The following is a 21,074-nucleotide window of genomic DNA, read 5'->3' as shown; positions in this document are numbered from 1 at the left end:
CTCCGGCAATTGTAATGTAGGCAAACAGCCCTACACTTGGCCTCAAAACAAGATAAAGATCTTCTCCGGCGATACATAGCCGATCAATGCTCAGACACAGAACGGGAGCAGGCCGAAGCGTTCCTGGCTACGCCCGAAGGCATCGCGCTGATGCAGGAATTGATCGACGACACTACGTTGCCAGAAACAACTGAACTACCGGCCGAAACCGAATCTGAACGGGCGTTGCAGCATCGAGTCTGGAGTCGTTTACAACAGACTGTCGATTACGATCAAAGTCAGTCGGCCAGGGTGATTCCGTTTCGTCGGTACTGGAGCTATGCGGCCGCTGCTGCGTTGGCTGGTCTGGGACTGTTTTGGTTCTGGCAACTAGCCAATCAAACAGAAAAACACGTAGCATTTCAGCAGGTCGTAGCGCCTGCGGGTCAGAGAGCACACGTAAAATTGCCCGACGGAACGCAGGTATGGCTGAATGCGCAGAGTCGACTACGATACGCCAGTACGTTCGGCCAGACGGCGCAACGGGTTGTCGAGCTGGAAGGAGAAGGTTATTTCGACGTAGCGCACGATAAACAACACCCGTTCATTGTCCGTAGCGGCACCATTTCTACCCGAGTTTTAGGTACACAATTCAACGTCCGCGCCTACGCCGAGGACCCCGATATAGAAGTTGCCGTGCTGACCGGAAAAGTTCGCGTAACGGACGCTCAACGCGATTCGGTCAGTTTATTGCCCAATCAAAAGAGCCATTATAACCGCCAAACCCATACACTTCACCAACAAACCATTACCAATGCTAATGATTATAGGGCCTGGACAAGTGACCAGCTTGTTCTGGACAACCTAACGATTGCCGAAACCGCCCGTTTACTGAATCGCCGGTTTGCCGTACAGATTCAGGTTCCTCAGGAAAAACTGAGACACTGCCAGATTACAACTCGTTTTAAAAAGCCGTCACTGCCAGACGTACTGACCGTACTCTGTTCTTACCTCAACGCTACGTATCAGCAGCGAGGGTCAACCATCATTATTACCGGAAAAGGTTGCTAGTCTACTCGATTCACTCACTCATGTAGTTCCTCTCTATGAACAAACTGTATCTTTCGCCCCGCCAGGTCGGGCAGCGTCTGCTATTGGCAGGCTTTCTGATGGCCCAGTGGCCCCATGCAGCCCAGGCCGGGCCAACCAAACCCGACCAGGTTGTTACGGTACAACTCGTTAACGTAACACTTCGGCAGGCACTCCAACAACTTGAAAAACAAACCAGCAAACAGTTTGTGTATGGCCCATCGCTACCGCTCAATCAGATCGTTACGGTCAGAGCCAGCAAACAAAAATTAAGCGCCGTTCTAACGGATCTGCTACGTCCCTACGGCATTAGCTACGAACTGGTGAACAACCATATCGTACTTCGCCAGGCCTCTGTTACGCCAACCAGTCCATCCGTTCAAAGCCAGATCACGGTTACGGGTACCGTTGCTGATCAGCAAACGGGCGAGGTGCTACCCGGCGCGAGTATCGTTGTGAAAGGGCAGAATGTAGGTAGCGTAACCAACGCCGAGGGTAAATTCACGATTAGCGTTCCCGACGAAAATGCTACGCTAGTGGTTTCCTACATCGGTTACGAATCGGTCGAGGTAAAAGTAGGTGGCCGTTCGCAGCTGTCGATTACGCTGACTCAGTCGGCCAAACAACTCAACGAAATGGTAGTAGTTGGGTATGGTTCTCAGCAAAAACGCGACGTACTGGGTGCCATAGCGACCGTACCAACCAAAGAAATCGGGAGCCGGAACTACAACACAGCCGCCGACGTCTTGCAGGGAACCTTGCCGGGCGTTACGGTTGTGAACGAAGGTGGCGACCCAACAGCCAACCCAACCATCAAAATTCGGGGTATTGGCTCGCTCAACGACGAAAGTCCACTGCTGGTTGTCGATGGGGTTATTTATCCGGGAACGCTGAGTTCGATTAATCCGAACGACATCCAGTCGATTAGCGTACTGAAAGATGCGTCGGCGGCCATTTACGGTGCCCGTGCTTCGGCGGGTGTTATTCTGGTTACGACCAAGAAAGGATCGAGTGGTCAGATGCGAGTGAATGTCAATTATCAGCAGGGCGTTCAGCAGGTGGCGAAAACGCTAAAATCGCTCGATGCAGCCGGTTTTGCCGACGCCATGAACACAGCGACCGATAACGCTGGTTTACCCCGCATTGCGGCTTTCGATCCGACCAGAAACCCCATCGCCCGCACGACCAAAACCGACTGGATGAACGAAATTTTCCAGACCGGCAGTATCTACAACATCGACGCGTCGGTGAGTGGCGGTACCGAAAAATCAACGTTCTTCCTGTCGGGTGGCTACCGTAAGAACGAAGGGATCATGCTCAATACGTTCTCGGATCGCTACACGCTACGTCTAAACTCGTCGCACCAGCTCACCAAACGGGTAAAAATCGGAGAGAATCTTGCCTACAACGTTAATAACGGTCAGACCGGCAACACGACCAGTGCCTACACCGGAGCCATTCTGACGGCTATTTTCTACCCACCCAACGCGACGATTTACCGGGAAGATGGCTCAGGCCGCTTCGGTGGTGTTCCGGCTGATTTTGCGGGTTCGTACGGTGATCTGATCAACCCCGTCGCGTATCTGAAACGGCTCGACAACCGCAATCCGGTCAGCAATCTGTTCGTCAATCCGTATCTGGAATGGCAGATTATTGATGGTCTTACATTCCGTAGCAACTGGGGTATTACGCAGATCAAGAACAATAAGAAGCAATTCAACGTCCGCATTACCGAGCCGGGCAAGATCTTCGATTTCAACGAATTATACCAAAGCAGCTACGAATCGAACGATCAGCTGAACGAGCAAACGCTTAACTACAAACGCTCATTTGGTAGCAAGCACAATGTCGATGCGCTGCTGGGTTATACGTTCCAGAAAACCAAAATCGAAACATTCGGTATCCGGGGCACGGGCTTCAGCAACGAAGATCCATCGCAGCGGTACCTGGCCAATGCGAAAGAGATTTTCTACGATGCGAACAACACGTATTTCATTGAGCGCGGACTGGAATCGTTCGTCGGACGAGTTAACTACAGCTACAACGACAAATACCTGCTGTCGGCCATTGTCCGGCGCGACGGTACGTCGAAACTGCTGAGCACTAATCGCTGGGAATGGTATCCATCAATATCGGCGGGCTGGCAGATCGGCGACGAAGCTTTCCTGAAAAATGTCAACTGGCTTACCAATCTGAAACTACGCGCCAGCTGGGGACGCATTGGCAACCTGGCCGGACTGGGCGACTACGCCTATAGTATCCCACTGGTTCAGACCCTCTCGCTGATTGGCTCCGATCCGACCATCAATTTTGGCTATGCCGAGCGCGCCCTATCGAACTCGAACCTGCGCTGGGAAACGTCGACGCAAACTAACATCGGTCTTGATTTCGGTTTGCTACGTAACCAACTGATTGGTACCATCGACGTATTCTCGAAACAGAATCGCAACATGCTGTTCCAGGAGCAGCTTCCGGGCGTGGCCGGTGCACCGGGTGGACGTACCATCAATGCTGGCTCGACAGAAAACCGGGGTATTGAATTGGGGCTGACCTATCAGCGGAATTTTGGCAGCGTTAAATTCGACGTAACGGCGAACGTATCATTCCTGAAAAACCAGGTAACGGCACTTCCTCCGGGTCAGGATCTTCAACCAACGGGCTCCACGGTACGTAGTCTGCCCAATTCCAACTTCCATATCGTAGGTCAGCCTTTCGGTGCTTTCTATGGCTACCGTACCAATGGTCTGTTCCAGAGCGATGAAGAAGCCGCTGCCTACGTAAACTCGACCGGAACGCGCTATCAGGCCAATGCCAAAGCGGGCGATTTCCGATTCGTTGACACCAACGGGGATGGTAAAATTGACGACAGCGACCGGGTTGTACTGGGCAGCATTCTGCCAACCAAAACCTTTAGTCTGAACAGTAATGTCGGCTACAAAGGCTTTGATCTGAACGTATTCTTCCAGGGTTCAGCCGGTAATAAGGTTTTCAACTCCGTTAAGAATCTGGCACTGAATCCGGACGCGTATCCGGGTTATAACATGCTCGAAGAAGTGAAAAATGCCTGGAGTCCAACCAATCCTGGCGGTACCATTCCTCGTCTGCGGGCTGGTTCTGACCCGAACAACAACTTCGGACGTATCTCGGATTTCTATCTGGAAGACGGCAGCTATCTGCGCCTGAAAAGCCTGACGATCGGCTACACACTTCCGCGCACCTTCACCAAAGTGGTAGGCGCCCGGATTTACCTGACCGGCCAGAATTTATTTACCGTCACCAAGTATTCGGGTATGGACCCCGAAGTGGGTATCAACAGCTTTGGGCTTGACGTAGCGAAATATCCGCTGGCCCGCGTGTATATGATTGGTGCAAACATTTCTTTCTAAGACGAGCGATCATGAAAAAAATAAATAAACTTTTTCTGCTGGTAGTAGGTGGCTTAACCTTTGGCTGCAATAGCCAGCTGGATCTGGAGCCGCAGGGCGCGCCAACAACGGGTAATTTCTGGAAAACAGAAAGTGATGCGGTGGCCGGTGTAAACAGCGTTTATGAACTCTACAGCGACGACGATATGTACGGCCGGGGTTTTTTCTGGCTGAACAACGCCAGTGACGACATCGGTACCAAACCGCGCGCTAACGCCGAACGGATCAAAAATTTCCAGGTAGACGGTAACGAGTCGGATACGCGGCCAATCTGGGGAAAACATTATCAGGTCATGAAGCGGGCGAACGACGTGATTCGTAACGTCCCGAACATCACGATGACGGCTTCCCTTAAAAACCGGATTCTGGGCGAAGCCTATTTCAACCATGCTGTCATGCATCTGGAACTGGCCTATCGCTACGGCGATGATCGGGCCGGTATTCCGATTCAGGATCGCGCCAACCCCGAGAATATTTATGTTTCCCGCGCAAAGAACGTAGCCGAAAACTACGCCTACATTGCGGAAGACCTCAAAAAAGCCGCCGACCTGCTCCCCTATTTTTCGGAATACACGGCGGAGAACTACGGTCGTGCCCACAAAACAGCGGCCTGGGCGTATTTGGTACGTACCTACCTATACGCTAAGGACTGGGCTAATGCCGAAAAATACGCCGACATGGTAATCAGCAGTGGTAAACATAACCTGCTGGCGAATTATGAGGACGTATTTAAAACAGCGAACAACTGGTCGTCGGAGTATATCTGGTCCGTTACGTCGAGCGCGAAAGATACACGGGTCGGCTGCATTTTTCCAGGCGTATGTCTGGAAGATAAAGGCTGGGGATTATACAACGGCTGGGGCAACTTCTACCCTACGAAAGAGCTATATGATGCATTCCCAACGGGCGATAAACGGCGCGAAGTAACCATCCTCAAAACGGGCGACAAATTCATGTTCTTCGGGCAGGAACGCACGTTCAACGTGGGTGCTTTTACGGTTAGCTCCAGCAACCGTACTGGTTATCAGTTCCGTAAATACATGGAACCATACACCTATGCCAACCCGATTGGTTCTACCGTTAATCCGAACGGCGACAAACCATCGACCTCGCTGAACGTACCGCTGCTACGTTATGCCGACGTGTTGCTGATGAAAGCCGAAGCCAAACTGATGCAGAACAAAAACGCCGACGTAGAAATCAACCAGATTCGCACTCGTGCCGGACTGGCCGCTATCAGCGGTGCTACGATGACCGATTTGAAACGCGAACGTCGCTGCGAATTTGGTGGCGAATGGACCGATCGCCATTTCGATCTGGTTCGCTGGGGCGATGCGCAGCGTGTATATGCTCAACCGCTGCACCATGCCGATGGCCGGGTCATCTACGAAGCCCGTAATTTCAATCCACAGATCATGCACGTATGGCCGATTCCGCCCACTGAGATACAAAACAGCAAAGGTTCACTGACGCAAAACCAGGGTTGGTAATACAGCCCGCTCAATTAAGACCTCACCCTAAATCCCTCTCCTAAAACAGGAGAGGGACTTCTCCAGGTCTTCCCCAAAAAGCTAACCTGGCAGGCTTTTACCTAGTAATAGTTCCTCGCCCGTTTTGGGAGAGGGGTTGGGGTGAGGGGGTTAACACGCTCGGCTGTTGTCGTGGGCTTCTCCTTACAGCAATGAAAACATTATCGCTCCTAGTCCTTTCCGGCTGGTTTATGGTCAGCAACGCCAGTGCGCAGTCTGGCACTACGTATTCACCGGCTCAGGCACATTCGCACAACGACTACGAACAAACCATTCCGTTCTGGCAGGCTTACGATCAGCAATTTGGCTCCATCGAGGCTGATATTTACGCCCGAAATGGTAAACTCTACGTAGCACACGACTCCGCCGATATCACGTCAGAACACACACTGGAGGCTTTGTACATTAAGCCGATGGTTGATAAGGTCCGGGCAAACAAAGGCAAAATCTACGCCAATGCCACTTATGAATTACAATGGCTCATCGATCTGAAATCGCCCGCCCAGCTGGCGCTTCCGTTGCTGGTTCAGGCGCTGAGCGCTTACCCGGACGTATTTGGCGAGAAAAGTCCCGTGAACGTAGTAGTCAGCGGCAACGTACCATCGCCCGACCAATTCGCTACGTATCCGATCTGGATTCAATTCGATGGACGGCCCAACGTTACGTATACGCCGGAACAATTAGCGCATGTTGGCCTGATCAGTCAGGATTTTACCCGCTATACACGCTGGAATGGGAAGGGGTTGATTGTCAAAAAAGAGCGTACAAACATCCAGGAGGTTATCCGGCAGGTACATCAACAGGGGAAAAAAATCCGATTCTGGGCCACCCCCGACAACATCAACACCTGGAAAACGCTCATGAATCTGGGCGTCGATTATATCAATACCGATCAGATTGCGCCATTAGGCGAATTTTTAAGCCGTCGTCAGACAGCCGAATACCAGAATTCAATACCGCATTCGCTTTACCAACCAACGTATCGTAATAACGACAACCGAAGCCGAGTCAAAAATGTGATTCTGCTCATTGGCGATGGCATGGGACTCGCGCAGATTTACGCCGGACTCACGGCCAATCGGGGCGATTTGAATCTGGCTAAATTCCTGAATATTGGCTTTTCTAAAACCAGCGCGGCCGATACCTACATTACCGATTCGGCCGCTGGCGCTACGGCCATGGCAACCGGCCAAAAAACCAACAACCGCGCGATCGGCGTCGACTCAACGGGCAAAGCATTAGCGGCTATCCCAACGCTGATCAAACCGTGGAACATGGTTTCCGGTATTATTTCGGCGGGCAGCGTCACCGATGCTACGCCAGCCGCTTTCTATGCACATCAGCCCGATCGGATGTTTGAACGGGAAATTGCGGCCGATTTCCTACGGAATCCGGTACCAGTTCTGATTGGGGGCGGACATCGGTATTTCAAGGAAGAGAAGGTGCTCGATACGTTACGTCAGCGTGGTTATCAGATTGGCACTACGTTCAGTGAGCTAAACAAGATGAAAACACCGTTCGTGATGCTCGATGATCAGTCGGTAGTGGCCGTCAGCAAGGGACGTAAAGACTTTTTACAGAAAAGCCTGCATAAAACCATACAGGCGCTTCAGCCCAACAAAGCGGGGTTCTTCGTCATGGCCGAGGGTGCCCAGATCGATTACGGTGGACACATCAATGATATCCGTTACGTTGTTCAGGAAATGCTTGATTTCGATCAGGCCATTGGCGATGCCATCCGTTTTGCCGACTCGAATGGCGAAACGCTGGTGATCGTCACCGCCGATCACGAAACGGGCGGGCTAAGTTTGCTGGATGGCGATCTGAAACGCGGCTACGTCGACGGCAATTTCAGCACCAACGACCATTCCGGTATTATGGTCCCGGTGTTTGCTTACGGGCCACATTCGCTGGATTTTCGGGGTGTTTACGAGAATACCGCGATTCAGCACAAAATCATGGCTATCCTGAAAAAATATACCAGATAAGTTGTGAGAATGCATCAGATACAAATAAGGTCTCCAGCAGAACCGGAGACCTTTACCAAACTAACCTATGATAAAAAATATGTGTACTACGTCGGGAGCCGTACGTAGATTGATTGCGGGCGTGTTTCATCAGTCTATACCTAACAAGGTGACTGCTGATAGTCGTAAAAATGTAGTATTTACTGGAATCATCTATCCTGTAGTTACCTGCTCCTGCCACTTAGTTAAGATTTTTTAACACAGCACTTATTATTCTTCACGAAAAAGCCCGATTCGATCAACGTTTCGGGCTTGTTTGGGTCTAATCCGCTAGGTTATAATCCTTTCTAAGATTCTCATAATCCTGATACCTGGCTAAATCAAGCCTACCGCCTTTCGACCCTTTAATTACTACCATTCTCATCCAAAATGATGCACCAGGAGGAACTGAGGTATTGTTAGAGAATGACATGAAATAGGTATAATTCGCAACATTTACATCGAGCTTAATAAAATCCTTCTGATCAGCAGTATAGGCGTAGCCATTAAATGGCAATGGAGTATAGCCAGACCCTTTGTTCCGCATAATATATGTAAGCACTACGTCATAATCACCTAAAGGCTTAGCAAAGTCATAACTTGGCAATGCTTTTGACAAATCAACAACAGCGTCGTAGACTAATGGCTGAGCAGCATTCTGACCAGCGGGTCCCGTTGGACCTTGTGGTCCCGTTGCGCCAGTCTGACCAGTTGCTCCCGTTTGGCCCGTTGGCCCCTGTATGCCAGTCGCACCGGTATTGCCTTTTTCCCCCTGCGGCCCCGGATCACCTTTTTCCCCTTTACAACTCACCAGAACAATAAATAATACATACAAGAATGGTAGCACTTTTTTCATCGAAAAAAAAAGAATAGAAGTAAAACAAGCCGCGAAGTAATAACTATCAATCACCTTTCAAAACGTAGTGTGTGAACGGCAACAAAAAATAGCTCCTATTAACAGAACAGTTTTACTACTTATTTCCTGATTTTGCTCTGCTTCTATCAATAAAGGCGTAAGCATTGAATCAGAACGTATCAATGCTTACGCCTTTACTGTTGCGTCACTACTTTTTCTGCAAAACGTAGAAAAATACCTCCGTTCTGGTGTCAAATCCCAGCCTTTCATAAAGTTGCACAGCTCGGGTATTATCCGATCGAACGTGCAGATACGGGGTTTCCGAAACGTCCAGAATCCGCTGAAGCTGATCGGCCAGTAAGTGGCGGGCATAACCTCTGCCGACATAATCAGGATGGGTACAAACAGCACTTATCTCGGCGAACTCAAACGCATGTAGTCGCTGCCCAGCCATCGCCACCAGTTTATCGGCATCGAAAATTCCTTTATAGTGGCCAAGTTCGATCGTTTTTTCGGCAAAGGGCCCTGGCTTCGTTACGTTGGTCAGAGCCATCATTTGCGGTACGTGCTCGTCTGATAAAGGGCGAATAGCGGAATCATAATGCGCTATCCCCGACCGTTTCGAATAAACCATCTGCACACCATCTACTCGGTTCAAGACGTACCAGCAATCGGGAATGGTTAGTTTAGTAACTGAGACCAGCAAAACCGGCTTAGCAAACGGAATTGTTTGGTGGAGTATCTCCAGATTGGCAGGTGTATTTTCCTGAACAGACACAAAGGGAGAAACGGCCGGATCGAAATAGGTAGCGATCTCGTTTCCGTTGGCAAACGATTTATTATTGGAGTTCAGTGCACTCCAGACTGGATTATCCAGAACGTGTTTCATTGGATGGCAGGTGCTATTGACGGCAGGATTTACTATCAGAAAATCCCTGACTGGGTAACTCTAAAAAAACCGACCAAATTCATCATTTAAAAAAATAAATCTCACAAACTCACACGTATCGCTAAAAAGCAGAACTTGATTTGTGAGACGGCAATCGCTCCGGCCACCCGGTTGAGATTGAGCTAATCGATTACTGGTGTTACCATTAGAAAATAGCGATCATCGCTTAAAACGGACGTTTAAAGAGACACTTACATAATGCAAATTTCATTATAAGGAAGCAATGGGACAGAATTAGTTTGATACAAGCAATTTTTAGTTCTTTGCTGTAAACCTACTTACTTTGGGCAAGCTACGTACCATCAACTTGACGCCAGCCGACCGACAAGCTCTCGACTTGGCGTTTCGCACCGGCTCCTCGCATGCTATCCGGCAACGGTGCCAGATTGTGCTGCTTAAAAGCGAAGGGCGTTCCTCTAAAGAGGTAGCCAGTATCGTTAAACAGCACTACGTCTCAGTCAACGCCTGGCTCACCCGTTATGAACAGGCGGGACTCGACGGTCTACTAACCAAACCAGGTCGGGGGCGAAAACCCTTGCTTGACAAACAGACCGACGCAGCTTTAGTGAAAAAAGCAGTTCAGGCCGAACGCCAACGACTTAGCCAGGCTAAAGCCCAGATTGAGTCGCAAACGGGCCGACTAATGAGCCTGAAGACGTTGCAACGCTTTTTAAAAAACTTGAAGGCTCCTACCGACGTATCCGGCTGAGACCGAAAAGCAAATCAAATACTGAACCCTACATGCCTCGTTATGAGGCCCTTAGCTTACTGAAAGAGTAAAGTCAAGCTGGTTTAATTGATTTGTTTTACGGCGATGAATCCAGTGTCAGTGAAGAAGGTTACGTGCCACCACATGTGGTTCCATCACAGCCGCTTTTGTGGTCAATGAACTGGAAATGTTATCTTGTCAGCCCGCACTTAAACTTGGCGGAACAGCTTTGGAAAGAGCTAAAAGTACGTTGGTTACGGCCCGAAGATTATAAGACTAGCAGCTAGTTGTTTTATACTGCCTGGTTAGCGGCAATGGGTCAAGAATTGTTCATTCTATTCAGGCCATTTAAGTGAAACTCTTTTTGTCTTATTGCTTAAAGTCTATTGATTCATCTACAACAGTACGAAATACGCATTGCGTATTGAAAGTTCGGTAATCAGCGATTATCTGCAATCTCACAGCAACACTCCACTATTGATGAGTGAATAAGTTTGTAAAGTCTGCCAGATCGCTCAACCATCATCTTTGACAAAGTTCTAAACCGCCCGGCGGCCTGGTTTGTCAAAAATCAACCCTGAAATTTATTTACGGATTAACTCACGGATCAATAAAACAAAGATGTCTGAAATCTTCAAAAAACATATAAGCAAATTCGTACAAGTCTCTGATGATGAATTTGAAGAAATTAAAAAATTCTTTGACTCTAAAAAGGTGGTAAAAAAAGAAAACCTACTAGAGGAAGGGGAGATTTGTAGGCATCATTATTTTGTTTTAACTGGCTTGTTAAGAAAGTTTTTCATCAATGAGAAAGGTATTGAACAAACCACCGAATTTGCCATAGAAACCTGGTGGATTACCGATAACTTTGCCTACGAAAACCAAATTTCAACGGAATTTTATATTCAGGCTGTAGAAAAATCTACAGTACTTTATATCACCCAAGAGAAACAGGAAAAGCTATTAGAGGAATTTCCAGCAATGGAACGCTATTTCCGTTTCGTTTACCAGCGGGCTTATGCAGCGGCTCAAAAGCGTATCCAATTTCTTTTTTCGTTGTCAAAAGAAGAATTTTATTTGCAAGCTATTAGAAATCATCCCGAATTTGTGCAACGAGTCCCCCAGTACTTAATCGCTTCCTATCTGGGTTTCACTCCCGAATATCTAAGCGAAATCCGAAAGAGGCTTCTTTCTTAAACCAGTTTAAGTTTTTCTATTTTCCTATTCTCCATTTTTGCATTGAACAATTTTAAAAGAATAACACAATGCAAAAACGATTAAACATTAAGGAAGTTGCTCCAAATGCACTAAAAGCGATGATTGGCTTAGAAACCTATCTTTCAAAGGCCTCTATATCTAAGACAACCAAAGAACTTATAAAGATCCGTGCTTCACAAATTAACGGTTGTGCATATTGTATCAATATTCACACTCAAGACGCAATCAAAAGTGGCGAAACAAATCAACGTATTTTTCTATTGAATGCATGGAGAGAAGCTGAGGCTATTTTTACGGAAGAAGAAAAAATAGTATTGGCAATAACAGAAGAAATGACATTAATCCACCAAAAAGGATTGTCAGATGAAACCTATTCAAACGCCCTGCAATTTTTTAGCGAAACCCAAATAGCAGATATTATAACGGCCGTAATCACCATTAATCTTTGGAACAGGGTTGTGCTAAGCACACACTTACAGATTGGACAAAGTTTAGCATAAAACAACCGTAATTATTGATCCGTGAATTAATCCGTAAAGAAATTTCAGGGTTGATCTTTGACAAACCAGGCCGCCGGGCGGTTTAGAACTTTGTCAAAGATGATGGTTGAGTGATCTGGCAGACTTTACAAACTTATTCACCCACCAATAAAAATCACGGGTTTAACAACTAGGGTGACTGCATCAAATGCTAAGTTGGCTCTATTGAGCCAACATATATGCATCGTCTCGAGCGGCTTTTTTACGTTTTCGCTTCAAACTCATTTTGGCTGGGTCTCGACTGATTAGACCCAGCGCCAGTTTGCGGATCGTTGTTAGATTTGGGGGGGCGCGGTCTTCACGCACTGAACACCTATCTTCATCAAAGCCGGGCCGGCGGAGCGGTCATATCCAAATGCCAATGCTGCTCGTTTTCAATGCCCCCATGACCGTTAATTTAGTTGGCGAGCCACAAGCGTCTCGGCTCTACGTAATTAATATGCCCATCTCCTTCAAACCTCACTTGATAGGCGGAGGCATCTGCTATTGAAATGCGCACCTTATGGGCGATAATGACCTGGCTCGTACTGGTCGGTACGCTGCCACAACTCCATAGGGTTGGATCGTGCCAATCGCCTGCCCGTTGGCTTATATTGACTAGGCAGCCCCGCTGAATTGTCCAGTTAACTGTTTGTCTATGCAAGTTGGCATGGTCTGTAGAACGAATAAAGGCTGTTGTATCCAGAATACGAGCTGACAACTGATAGGTTTGTCCAGCCTGCAAAGCAGCGGGGTCCAGAGTGACCATTTCATTTTGCTGATCAATAAGCTGCCCATTCAGCAACCAGTCTATATGGAGCGTGTTAGGATCAGGACGTACTGTTTTAATGCTAAATTTAGTCGGAATGGTTAACGTCAGAGGGGCATCGTTATGGGGAAGTACCTCGTCGACAGGATGCACCAGATCCAGGATACGATTGGTAAACCCTTCCCGGCAGACGGCGCAGAACGGTAGGCCTAAGGCTTCCATTTTGCAGTTATATGAGGTGGGTTTGTACCATCCCGCTACAGGATGCTGAAAAATACCAATGGGGGGGGCATTAAGCCAGTCCTTCCACCGAATAGAAGCCGGATTCGGATTCTGGGTCATATTAAGCCGTTCGGATGCGTACTGGGGCCCTGCCCAGTACTCGTCCGCCAGCGACACAAATGAATGCCCTATTTCGTGAATGGCTATCTCGCCCGAAGAAGGATGAGTTGTAGCGACCGAAATACCTCCTCCCGAACCGCCATAATAAGGCGAATTAACCAGCACAACCACCATATCATAATCCGGCAAATTGGTCGCTAGCACGTTTGTCACCCGGGTATAGTTGTTGACGGTTACTAATCGATGTATACCATAGGTATCGAATTGAGAGCCAAAGTAGTTATCAATTGTTTCAATGGGCTGCCCGAATGGCTCATCGCTGGCCGTCCCCGCGTGCGAGGCACCACTCTGGTTGGAGGGAACACGAATCAGGAAAACATTCAGATACGCTTTGTACTGGGTAAAAGGAGCTGAACTCTGAAGAGAATTGACAAACAGTTGGGCATCTGACCGGAATTTAGTCATTTCGCTTGCCTGGTATCCATCGGGTAGCAGGCAAATATTAATTCGGTTGCTGATGGGTCCCGTTTTTACCAACGTATCTACTGGGAAGACAAAATCCGATTGAGCCAACAGGTAAGCAGGAAGTTGAACAATGAGCCATACCAGCGCTATTGTTTTCATTAGTTAAAGCGAGTGAGTAGATTCAATAACGATTATTGCTACCAATACTGAAGAGGTCAAGGTATTAAGTTTACTTTGACCGGACAAAAAGCTAAGTAACATTTAGCTGGAAAACAAGTCAAATCGCACAAAACGCTCAATTTCTGAAGCCAAGGAGTGGGTCATATTTGAGTACTTCTACATAATGGTACCTTGTTCGTCACCGGCTAAGAAGAACGTTTTTCTAAAGGAGTTAATTAGCTTCGTGATTCGTTGATATTCCAGAATTTGCGCCCAAAGGTTGGCTACGCTCACGTCAACCTCGCTAAGAGTTGCGTATTTGCGGGCTCGGGTGAAAATTTTTCTACGCCTAACCCGAACGAAAAGTGCACGATTCTTGAATTATACCTCAAATGACGAATTTGGTCTTCTTTTAGAGTTACCCTGATTCGTATTAGCTCCTTACTAGTAAACGAACAGCGTTAGGTCCAATTGACCAAAACGGAAATGCGTAATTGAATGAAACCCTGAAAACTACAGGGCGATTTGGGATACGTTTAGTTTATACAACGTGGGCCAGCGTTTCCCTGTAATATAGAATGCCTTTTCCTGAGGCTGATAAGCAATTCCATTCAGCACATCGTCCTCTTTACTAGTACCAGGTGGAAGAATAGGGTCCATATGCATAACTCCAACCACAATTCCCGATGCCGGATCGATCTGAACAATGCGGTTTGTTCGCCAGACATTCGCGAAAACATACCCGTTCGCATACTCCAGTTCGTTCAGCCTATTAACAGGACCATTGTTATCGTAGACGGCCACTTCGCTTTTCAGCTTAAAACCGGGCGTATAGAAATATAATTTATTGGTACCATCACTCATAATGAGTGTTGTATCGCGATGAGTCAGTCCCCAGCCCTGCGTGTGATAGGGAAACATTTTTTCCAGCTTGAAGTCCATCGAATACCGAAAGCAGACGCCCGATAACCAGGTCAGCTGATAAATTTTGTCATTGACGATCGTAATACCTTCGCCAAAATACTGCTCGGCCAGCGGCACCGATTTACGGATTGATCCTGTTTCCAGCTCAACCTGCATTACGTTCGATTCCTTATGCAGTCCGGTGCTCTCGTATAATGTTTTACCGTGAAATTCCAGTCCCTGCGTAAAACTGCTGGTTTGATGCGGATAAGATTTGACGACAGAATACTGCAAGGTGAGTGGCGGTGTGGTAGGCCATAGCTCAATATTCAGCGTATCAGCCAGCGGTTTCTGATCGGCAGCAATACCACGAACAATAAGCTGATGCGGGCCTATCGTCTGACCACTGGTGCCTATCCGTACCTCATGCGTATCCTGGTTAACCAGCCGCTCTTCTTTATTGTCAAACATAATGCTGACATGAGCCAGTGATTGATTGATACCAATGATTATTGTATCACCCAGGTGGTAGGTTGTCGTAGCCAGCGATGCCAGACCCGCACCATCGGAACCAGTATCATTTTTTTTCGCTTGCTGGCAGCCCCAAACAATACAGCAAGACACTACTACAAGGCATACCCAACTACTCAAACCGGCCATTGACAGACTAAGCTATAACTAAAAATCGGCGACAAGTTACTAGATAACCCGATCAATTGCCCAGCCGCAATCGGCCTCCGCTCTGATAAATCAGTTTTGAGCCACTATTCTGCTGTAATAAGCCAACCTGTGCCTGATAGCCTGTCGGCACAGTAACGCTATGTTTTAACTCAGCCGTATCGATCAAAGACGGTAACCAACCGCACGACCAGACGGAGGGATCGTTCCAGAAACCATCCCGAGTCGAAATCAGGCGATTGGGCGGCAAGGGTGATGGCAACCCACTGCCCGACCCATTAATCGTGATAGGTTCGCTAAGTTCACCCGTATTGGCTGGTGATGTCGACCGAACCCGAAACCGGTACCGTCCATTTGCCCAACCAGGCAACGTAACCGATAATGGATTCGACGTACCCGTAGCAAGAGTTGCCAGATAACATCCGGCTTGCGTCATTATATCGACCTGATACTGATTATTCCCCCGCGTTGGCACACGTGAAAAATAGGGAACCTGAACACTTTGCCCGGGGCTGGTTGTAAATGGGAAAACGTAGCCCGTTGTTAAGAGAATGGTTCGGGTTGGCAGCGACGGTTGGGTTGATGTAAAATAACTGACTGGCAAAGCCTGACTCCAGACATTGATCAGCGCCGGGCAATCATCAGCATCGAAGTGTAAATGATAATAGTCCTGCTTCCGATAATTCGGGTAAATCATACCGTCGGTAGCGGGGCCTGGCCAGTTGTTCTGATAGCCCGCCAACGTATTCTGGGCGGCAATAATATTGGGGTCAGTTTCGTGATTGACATATTCACTGCCAAGCGATGCCGGAATATAACTAACTCGCGACACTACCCAGCTCAAATTACCGAAACCGAGTTGTTGCCGCGATTTATCAATAACCGTATTAATGTTATTGACATAATCGGCATAGGACTGGTAATAATTATCGCCTTCTCCCTGATGCCATAAAACCCCACGAACGCCAGTACGTTTCAGATAGTGAAGAATCGTCGCTCCCAGAACACGATAGGGCATGTTCTGCGAGAGGCTACCCCAACTTTCTATACCGTTGGCCGAGTTGACCCAGTGTTTGGAATTGGTACCCGAATACGAAGCGCCGTAGAACATAACGGGTACGCCAAGCTGATTGATCAATCGATCGCCCAGAGCCCCCCATACATACAGATAGGCTCCTGGAAACATCCCCGTATTATTGATGCCAGTCGACAGATCGGCATGACTCACCGTAAACGGCAATGCGCTTTCCGTAAATTGCCCGGCCTGTCCGGTCCAGTAGTTGATGATCGAAACCCGGTCATCGGTAGCCTGACCAGAATAGCAATTGGCTCCCCACGAATTGGATTGCCCGGCGGTTATAAAGACCTCGCCCACTCCGATACGGTCCATCGACGTAGAGGTAATTTCTGTAGTTCCCGAAAATGCCTTCACCTCCAGATTATACCAGCCTCCGGTCACGCCGGTGAAGGCTCCCTGAAACACGCCCGTTTGGGGAGCATTATCGAGTACAATCCAGCCCGTTGCCGCTCCTCCCTGGCGTACGGTTAGCTGAGCCCGAATCTGGGTAGCATTACCAGGACAATACCCCGTAACCGATACGGTCCCCTGATTCGCATTGTTACGCTGGAAAACCAGCCGACTGGTAGGAAATGTTATTTGTAGTTGGGCTAGAAGATTGCCAAATGGGCATACAACTAACAGACAAGAGAGAAATTTTCTCTTCACATGCAGCGGTATCATGATTCAATTGAGGTGTGGATACTAAACGGTCATAAACGTATCGTTATAAAACAAAAAATACGCCAATTGAACCTCTTAACAATACCTATCCTACCACCTCATCGGTCTAATATCCGCTAATAAATACCTCTAAAGGCAATCAATTAAATGTAAATCAAAACATTAAACCATATAGTAACTATCCATATAACTAGCAGACTACCAGCATACTATGATAAAATGATCAAATCTACATGTTTCGTCTATATTGGCCACCTACCGCATATAGCGCACGTGACAGCTGCCCCAACGAGCACACTTTCACCGCTTCCATCAGACTCTCAAAAACATTGCCATTTGCCAGCGCGGTAGCCTGTAAATTAGCCAGGGCTACGGTAGCATTTACTGCATTACGGTCCTGAAATAATCGACACGAGTCGACAGCGTAGCGCTTTTCGTCGTCGGTTGATCGAATCACTTCGTTGGGAAGAACAGTTGGCGAACCTGCCGGATCCAGGAACGTATTGACGCCCACAATAGGCAGTTGGCCGTTATGTTTAACGGTTTCGTAATACATCGATTCTTCCTGTATTTTACTACGTTGATACATTCGCTCCATAGCGCCCAGCACACCGCCCCGTTCATTGATCGACAAAAATTCCTGATAGACAGCCTCCTCAACCAGATCGGTCAGTTCCTCTACGATGAAAGCCCCCTGCAACGGATTCTCGTTCTTAGCCAGGCCAAACTCCCGGTTGATAATCAACTGAATAGCCATGGCGCGACGAACCGACTCTTCGGTGGGTGTCGTTATGGCTTCGTCATACGCATTGGTATGCAGCGAATTACAGTTATCGTAAATAGCCAGGAGCGCCTGCAACGTAGTACGGATGTCGTTGAAAGCGATTTCCTGCGCGTGTAAACTCCGGCCCGATGTCTGAATATGATACTTGAGCTTCTGAGATCGTTCGTTCGCTTTGTAGGTATGTTTCATGGCTTTGGCCCAGATACGTCGGGCAACACGCCCCAATACGGTGTATTCCGGGTCCATACCGTTTGAGAAGAAAAACGACAGATTAGGCGCGAAGTCGTTTATGTCCATTCCCCGACTGAGGTAATACTCTACAAACGTAAAGCCATTGGATAGTGTAAAAGCCAACTGCGATATCGGGTTCGCCCCTGCCTCAGCAATATGATAACCCGATATCGACACCGAATAGAAATTCTGGACCCGATTATCGATAAAATACTGCTGTACATCGCCCATCATTTTCAAGGCAAATTCCGTCGAAAATATGCAGGTATTCTGCGCCTGATCTTCTTTCAGAATATCGGCCTGCACGGTTCCGCGCACGCGCCGAAGCGTATCGGCTTTTATTCGGCTGTATACATCTGGTGGCAATACGGTATCGCCCGACGTACCCAACAGCAGCAGTCCCAACCCGTTGTTTCCTTCGGGGAGCGGACCATTATAGGTCGGAATCTGTGACGCGGAGGAGCCATTCAGCCCAGCCATTGCCTGCAGGCCATCTGCACTTCGCAACCATTTTTCGCACTGCTGATCAATGGCTGCATTCAGGAAGAAGGCCAGTATGATAGGCGCGGGTCCGTTGATTGTCATGGAAACAGACGTAGCAGGATCGCACAGATCAAAGCCAGAATACAGTTTCTTAGCGTCATCGAGCGTGCAGACACTTACCCCAGAATTGCCGATCTTACCAAATATATCGGGACGCATAGCGGGATCTTCGCCGTAGAGCGTAACCGAATCAAAGGCCGTCGATAGGCGCTTGGCTGGTAATCCTTTCGAGACGTAGTGAAACCGACGGTTGGTACGTTCGGGGCCGCCTTCCCCGGCAAACATCCGGGTTGGGTCTTCTCCTTCGCGTTTGAGCGGAAATACGCCAGCGGTGTAGGGGAATTCGCCCGGTACGTTCTCGGTCAGCAACCAACGTAGTATGTCGCCCCAATCGTGGTATTTAGGCAAACTAACCTTGGGTATTTTTAGTCCTGATAAGCTCTCAGAATAAAGCGCCTGCTGGATTATTTTGTCCCGGACTTTAAACTCGTACACATCAGCGGTATACCGTTTCTGCAGAGCAGGCCATTCCTGATGCAGTCGGCGGCTTTCCGGGTGAAGACGGTTTTCCAGCGTTACGTATAGCTGCTGTAATTCTTTGGTAATATGGCTGTCAGCCAGAGCTTTTATCGTTCCATCGATCTGATATAATTGTCTGACCAGAGCCGTTTGATCCGCCACAAATTGATCGTACCGACGGCTTTCTTCCACTATTTCGGCCAAATAACGAACACGCTCGGCGGGAATGAGAGGCTTAGCTACCGGTATTGTCATAGCCGGCTTCCCTGGCGATGTCGGCCCTTCCGCCAGATTAACCAGCCTCATCAGCTGATCAAACAATACGTTCATACCCGGATCGTTGAACTGCGCAGCAATGGTTCCCACAATAGGCAACTCCTCATCCGCTACGTCCCACAGGTTATGATTCCGTCGGTATTGCTTCCGAACGTCACGTAATGCATCGAGCGATCCTCGTTTGTCGAACTTATTGATGGCAATCATATCAGCAAAATCGAGCATATCGATCTTCTCCAGCTGAGTGGCAGCGCCATAGTCGGCGGTCATGACGTAGAGCGTCTTGTCGGCGTGTTCCGTTATTTCCGTATCTGACTGGCCAATACCCGATGTTTCGACCACAATCAAATCGAACTGAGCCGCCTTACAGATATCGATAGCTTCCTGAACGTAACGGCTCAGCGCCAGATTCGACTGCCGCGTTGCCAGCGATCGCATGTAGACCCGGGCCAGTGCACCGGCGGGGGGAGTGATGGCATTCATCCGGATCCGATCGCCCAGCAGAGCGCCACCAGTTTTTCGTTTCGACGGATCAACTGAAATAATGGCCAGCGTTTTTTCAGGAAATGTGCGCAGAAAACGTAGTACCAGCTCATCTACCAGCGACGATTTCCCGGCTCCCCCCGTACCCGTAACGCCCAGCACGGGCGTTATCCTAGTTTGTGTATCAGCGAATGAAACGGGAAACTGCTCGGGCTGATTTTCGGCCATTGTGATCAGTCGGGCAATCTGTGACTCATTACGTAGCGCTACGTTGGTGGTTGTTACGTTCGGCGGCAGTTCAAAATCACATTGCCGGAGCAGATCATCGATCATACCCTGAAGACCCATTTTCCGGCCATCGTCGGGCGAATAGATCCGGGCGATCCCGTACTCGTGCAACGCTTCGATCTCAGCGGGCAGAATGGTTCCGCCACCTCCACCAAATATTTTGATATGCCCCGCTCCCCGTTCCTTCAGTAGATCATGCATGTAGGTAAAAAACTCCAGATGACCGCCCTGATAACTCGTTATGGCGATGCCCTGCACATCTTCCTGAATCGCGCAATCGACAATCTCGGCCACCGATCGGTTATGCCCCAAATGAATGACCTCTGCTCCCGCTGCCTGCATCAGCCGACGCATCAGGTTAATGGCGGCATCGTGTCCGTCAAACAGCGACGCTGCCGTAACGATCCGTATTTTATTTGTAAAGGATGAAACCGTTTTCGGGCTGGCTTGGGGTTGTTGAGTAATCATAGCAGGCAACTACGTTATTCGTTTGTTCATGTAATATCACAAAAACGTGCAAAGTTTCAAATAGAATGTATAACCCCAACCTTACTATCTGCTCTGACAATTTTCGTTTCCGATTATCCCGTTGCGGCTTCCTGGCCTTCCTGGATA

Annotated in this window: 13 protein-coding genes; 7 read left to right on the top strand and 6 right to left on the bottom strand. The window is 48.5% G+C overall.

All coding sequences use genetic code 11. The features are described from left to right. The first annotated feature begins 36 nt into the window (after positions 1-36). From GK108_RS21715 to GK108_RS21700, 4 genes are all read left to right on the top strand, one after another. Positions 37-1,050: a FecR family protein gene (locus tag GK108_RS21715; RefSeq protein ID WP_163953039.1), complete on the top strand. Its 1,014-nt coding sequence runs from the start codon at positions 37-39 to the stop codon at positions 1,048-1,050. Between the two features lie 35 nt (positions 1,051-1,085). Further along, entirely contained in the window at positions 1,086-4,454 is a 3,369-nt protein-coding gene (locus tag GK108_RS21710; RefSeq protein ID WP_163953037.1) for a TonB-dependent receptor, read from the top strand. Between the two features lie 11 nt (positions 4,455-4,465). Beyond that, on the top strand, positions 4,466-5,983 hold the full coding sequence (locus tag GK108_RS21705; protein WP_163953035.1) for a RagB/SusD family nutrient uptake outer membrane protein: 1,518 nt from the start codon (positions 4,466-4,468) through the stop codon (positions 5,981-5,983). 191 nt (positions 5,984-6,174) lie between these two features. After that, entirely contained in the window at positions 6,175-8,010 is a 1,836-nt protein-coding gene (locus GK108_RS21700; protein WP_163953034.1) for an alkaline phosphatase, read from the top strand. A gap of 301 nt (positions 8,011-8,311) precedes the next feature. On the opposite strand, the gene GK108_RS21695 is transcribed toward GK108_RS21700, so the two are convergent. Then, positions 8,312-8,884: a collagen-like triple helix repeat-containing protein gene (locus tag GK108_RS21695; protein ID WP_163953032.1), complete on the bottom strand. Its 573-nt coding sequence runs from the start codon at positions 8,882-8,884 to the stop codon at positions 8,312-8,314. A 208-nt stretch (positions 8,885-9,092) separates the two neighbouring features. Continuing rightward, a complete protein-coding gene (locus GK108_RS21690; protein ID WP_163953030.1) occupies positions 9,093-9,773 on the bottom strand; it encodes a GNAT family N-acetyltransferase in 681 nt (226 codons plus the stop codon). Between the two features lie 343 nt (positions 9,774-10,116). On the opposite strand from GK108_RS21690, the gene GK108_RS21685 reads away from it, so the two are divergent. The 3 genes from GK108_RS21685 to GK108_RS21675 all read left to right on the top strand — a co-directional run bounded on the left by GK108_RS21685 (position 10,117) and on the right by GK108_RS21675 (position 12,260). Continuing rightward, entirely contained in the window at positions 10,117-10,542 is a 426-nt protein-coding gene (locus GK108_RS21685) for a helix-turn-helix domain-containing protein (RefSeq protein ID WP_163953028.1), read from the top strand. Positions 10,543-11,163: 621 nt separating this feature from the next. Next, entirely contained in the window at positions 11,164-11,739 is a 576-nt protein-coding gene (locus tag GK108_RS21680; RefSeq protein WP_163953026.1) for a Crp/Fnr family transcriptional regulator, read from the top strand. Positions 11,740-11,807: 68 nt separating this feature from the next. Beyond that, a complete protein-coding gene (locus GK108_RS21675) occupies positions 11,808-12,260 on the top strand; it encodes a carboxymuconolactone decarboxylase family protein (RefSeq protein ID WP_163953024.1) in 453 nt (150 codons plus the stop codon). A gap of 436 nt (positions 12,261-12,696) precedes the next feature. On the opposite strand, the gene GK108_RS21670 is transcribed toward GK108_RS21675, so the two are convergent. The 4 genes from GK108_RS21670 to GK108_RS21655 form a co-directional block, all read right to left on the bottom strand. After that, complete coding sequence (locus GK108_RS21670) at positions 12,697-14,013, bottom strand: M64 family metallopeptidase (protein ID WP_163953023.1); 1,317 nt, start codon at positions 14,011-14,013, stop codon at positions 12,697-12,699. Positions 14,014-14,526: 513 nt separating this feature from the next. Then, complete coding sequence (locus tag GK108_RS21665; protein ID WP_163953021.1) at positions 14,527-15,576, bottom strand: glutaminyl-peptide cyclotransferase; 1,050 nt, start codon at positions 15,574-15,576, stop codon at positions 14,527-14,529. Between the two features lie 52 nt (positions 15,577-15,628). Further along, positions 15,629-17,335, bottom strand: coding sequence for a sialate O-acetylesterase (locus GK108_RS21660; RefSeq protein WP_163953019.1), 1,707 nt, complete (start codon positions 17,333-17,335; stop codon positions 15,629-15,631). 229 nt (positions 17,336-17,564) lie between these two features. Continuing rightward, positions 17,565-20,927, bottom strand: a complete 3,363-nt coding sequence (locus GK108_RS21655) for a methylmalonyl-CoA mutase family protein (protein ID WP_163953017.1) — start codon at positions 20,925-20,927, stop codon at positions 17,565-17,567. Positions 20,928-21,074: the final 147 nt, after the last annotated feature.

The organism is Spirosoma terrae, assembly GCF_010435915.1.
GTDB classification, from domain to species: domain Bacteria; phylum Bacteroidota; class Bacteroidia; order Cytophagales; family Spirosomataceae; genus Spirosoma; species Spirosoma terrae.
This window is presented reverse-complemented; position numbering and strand designations above follow the sequence as displayed.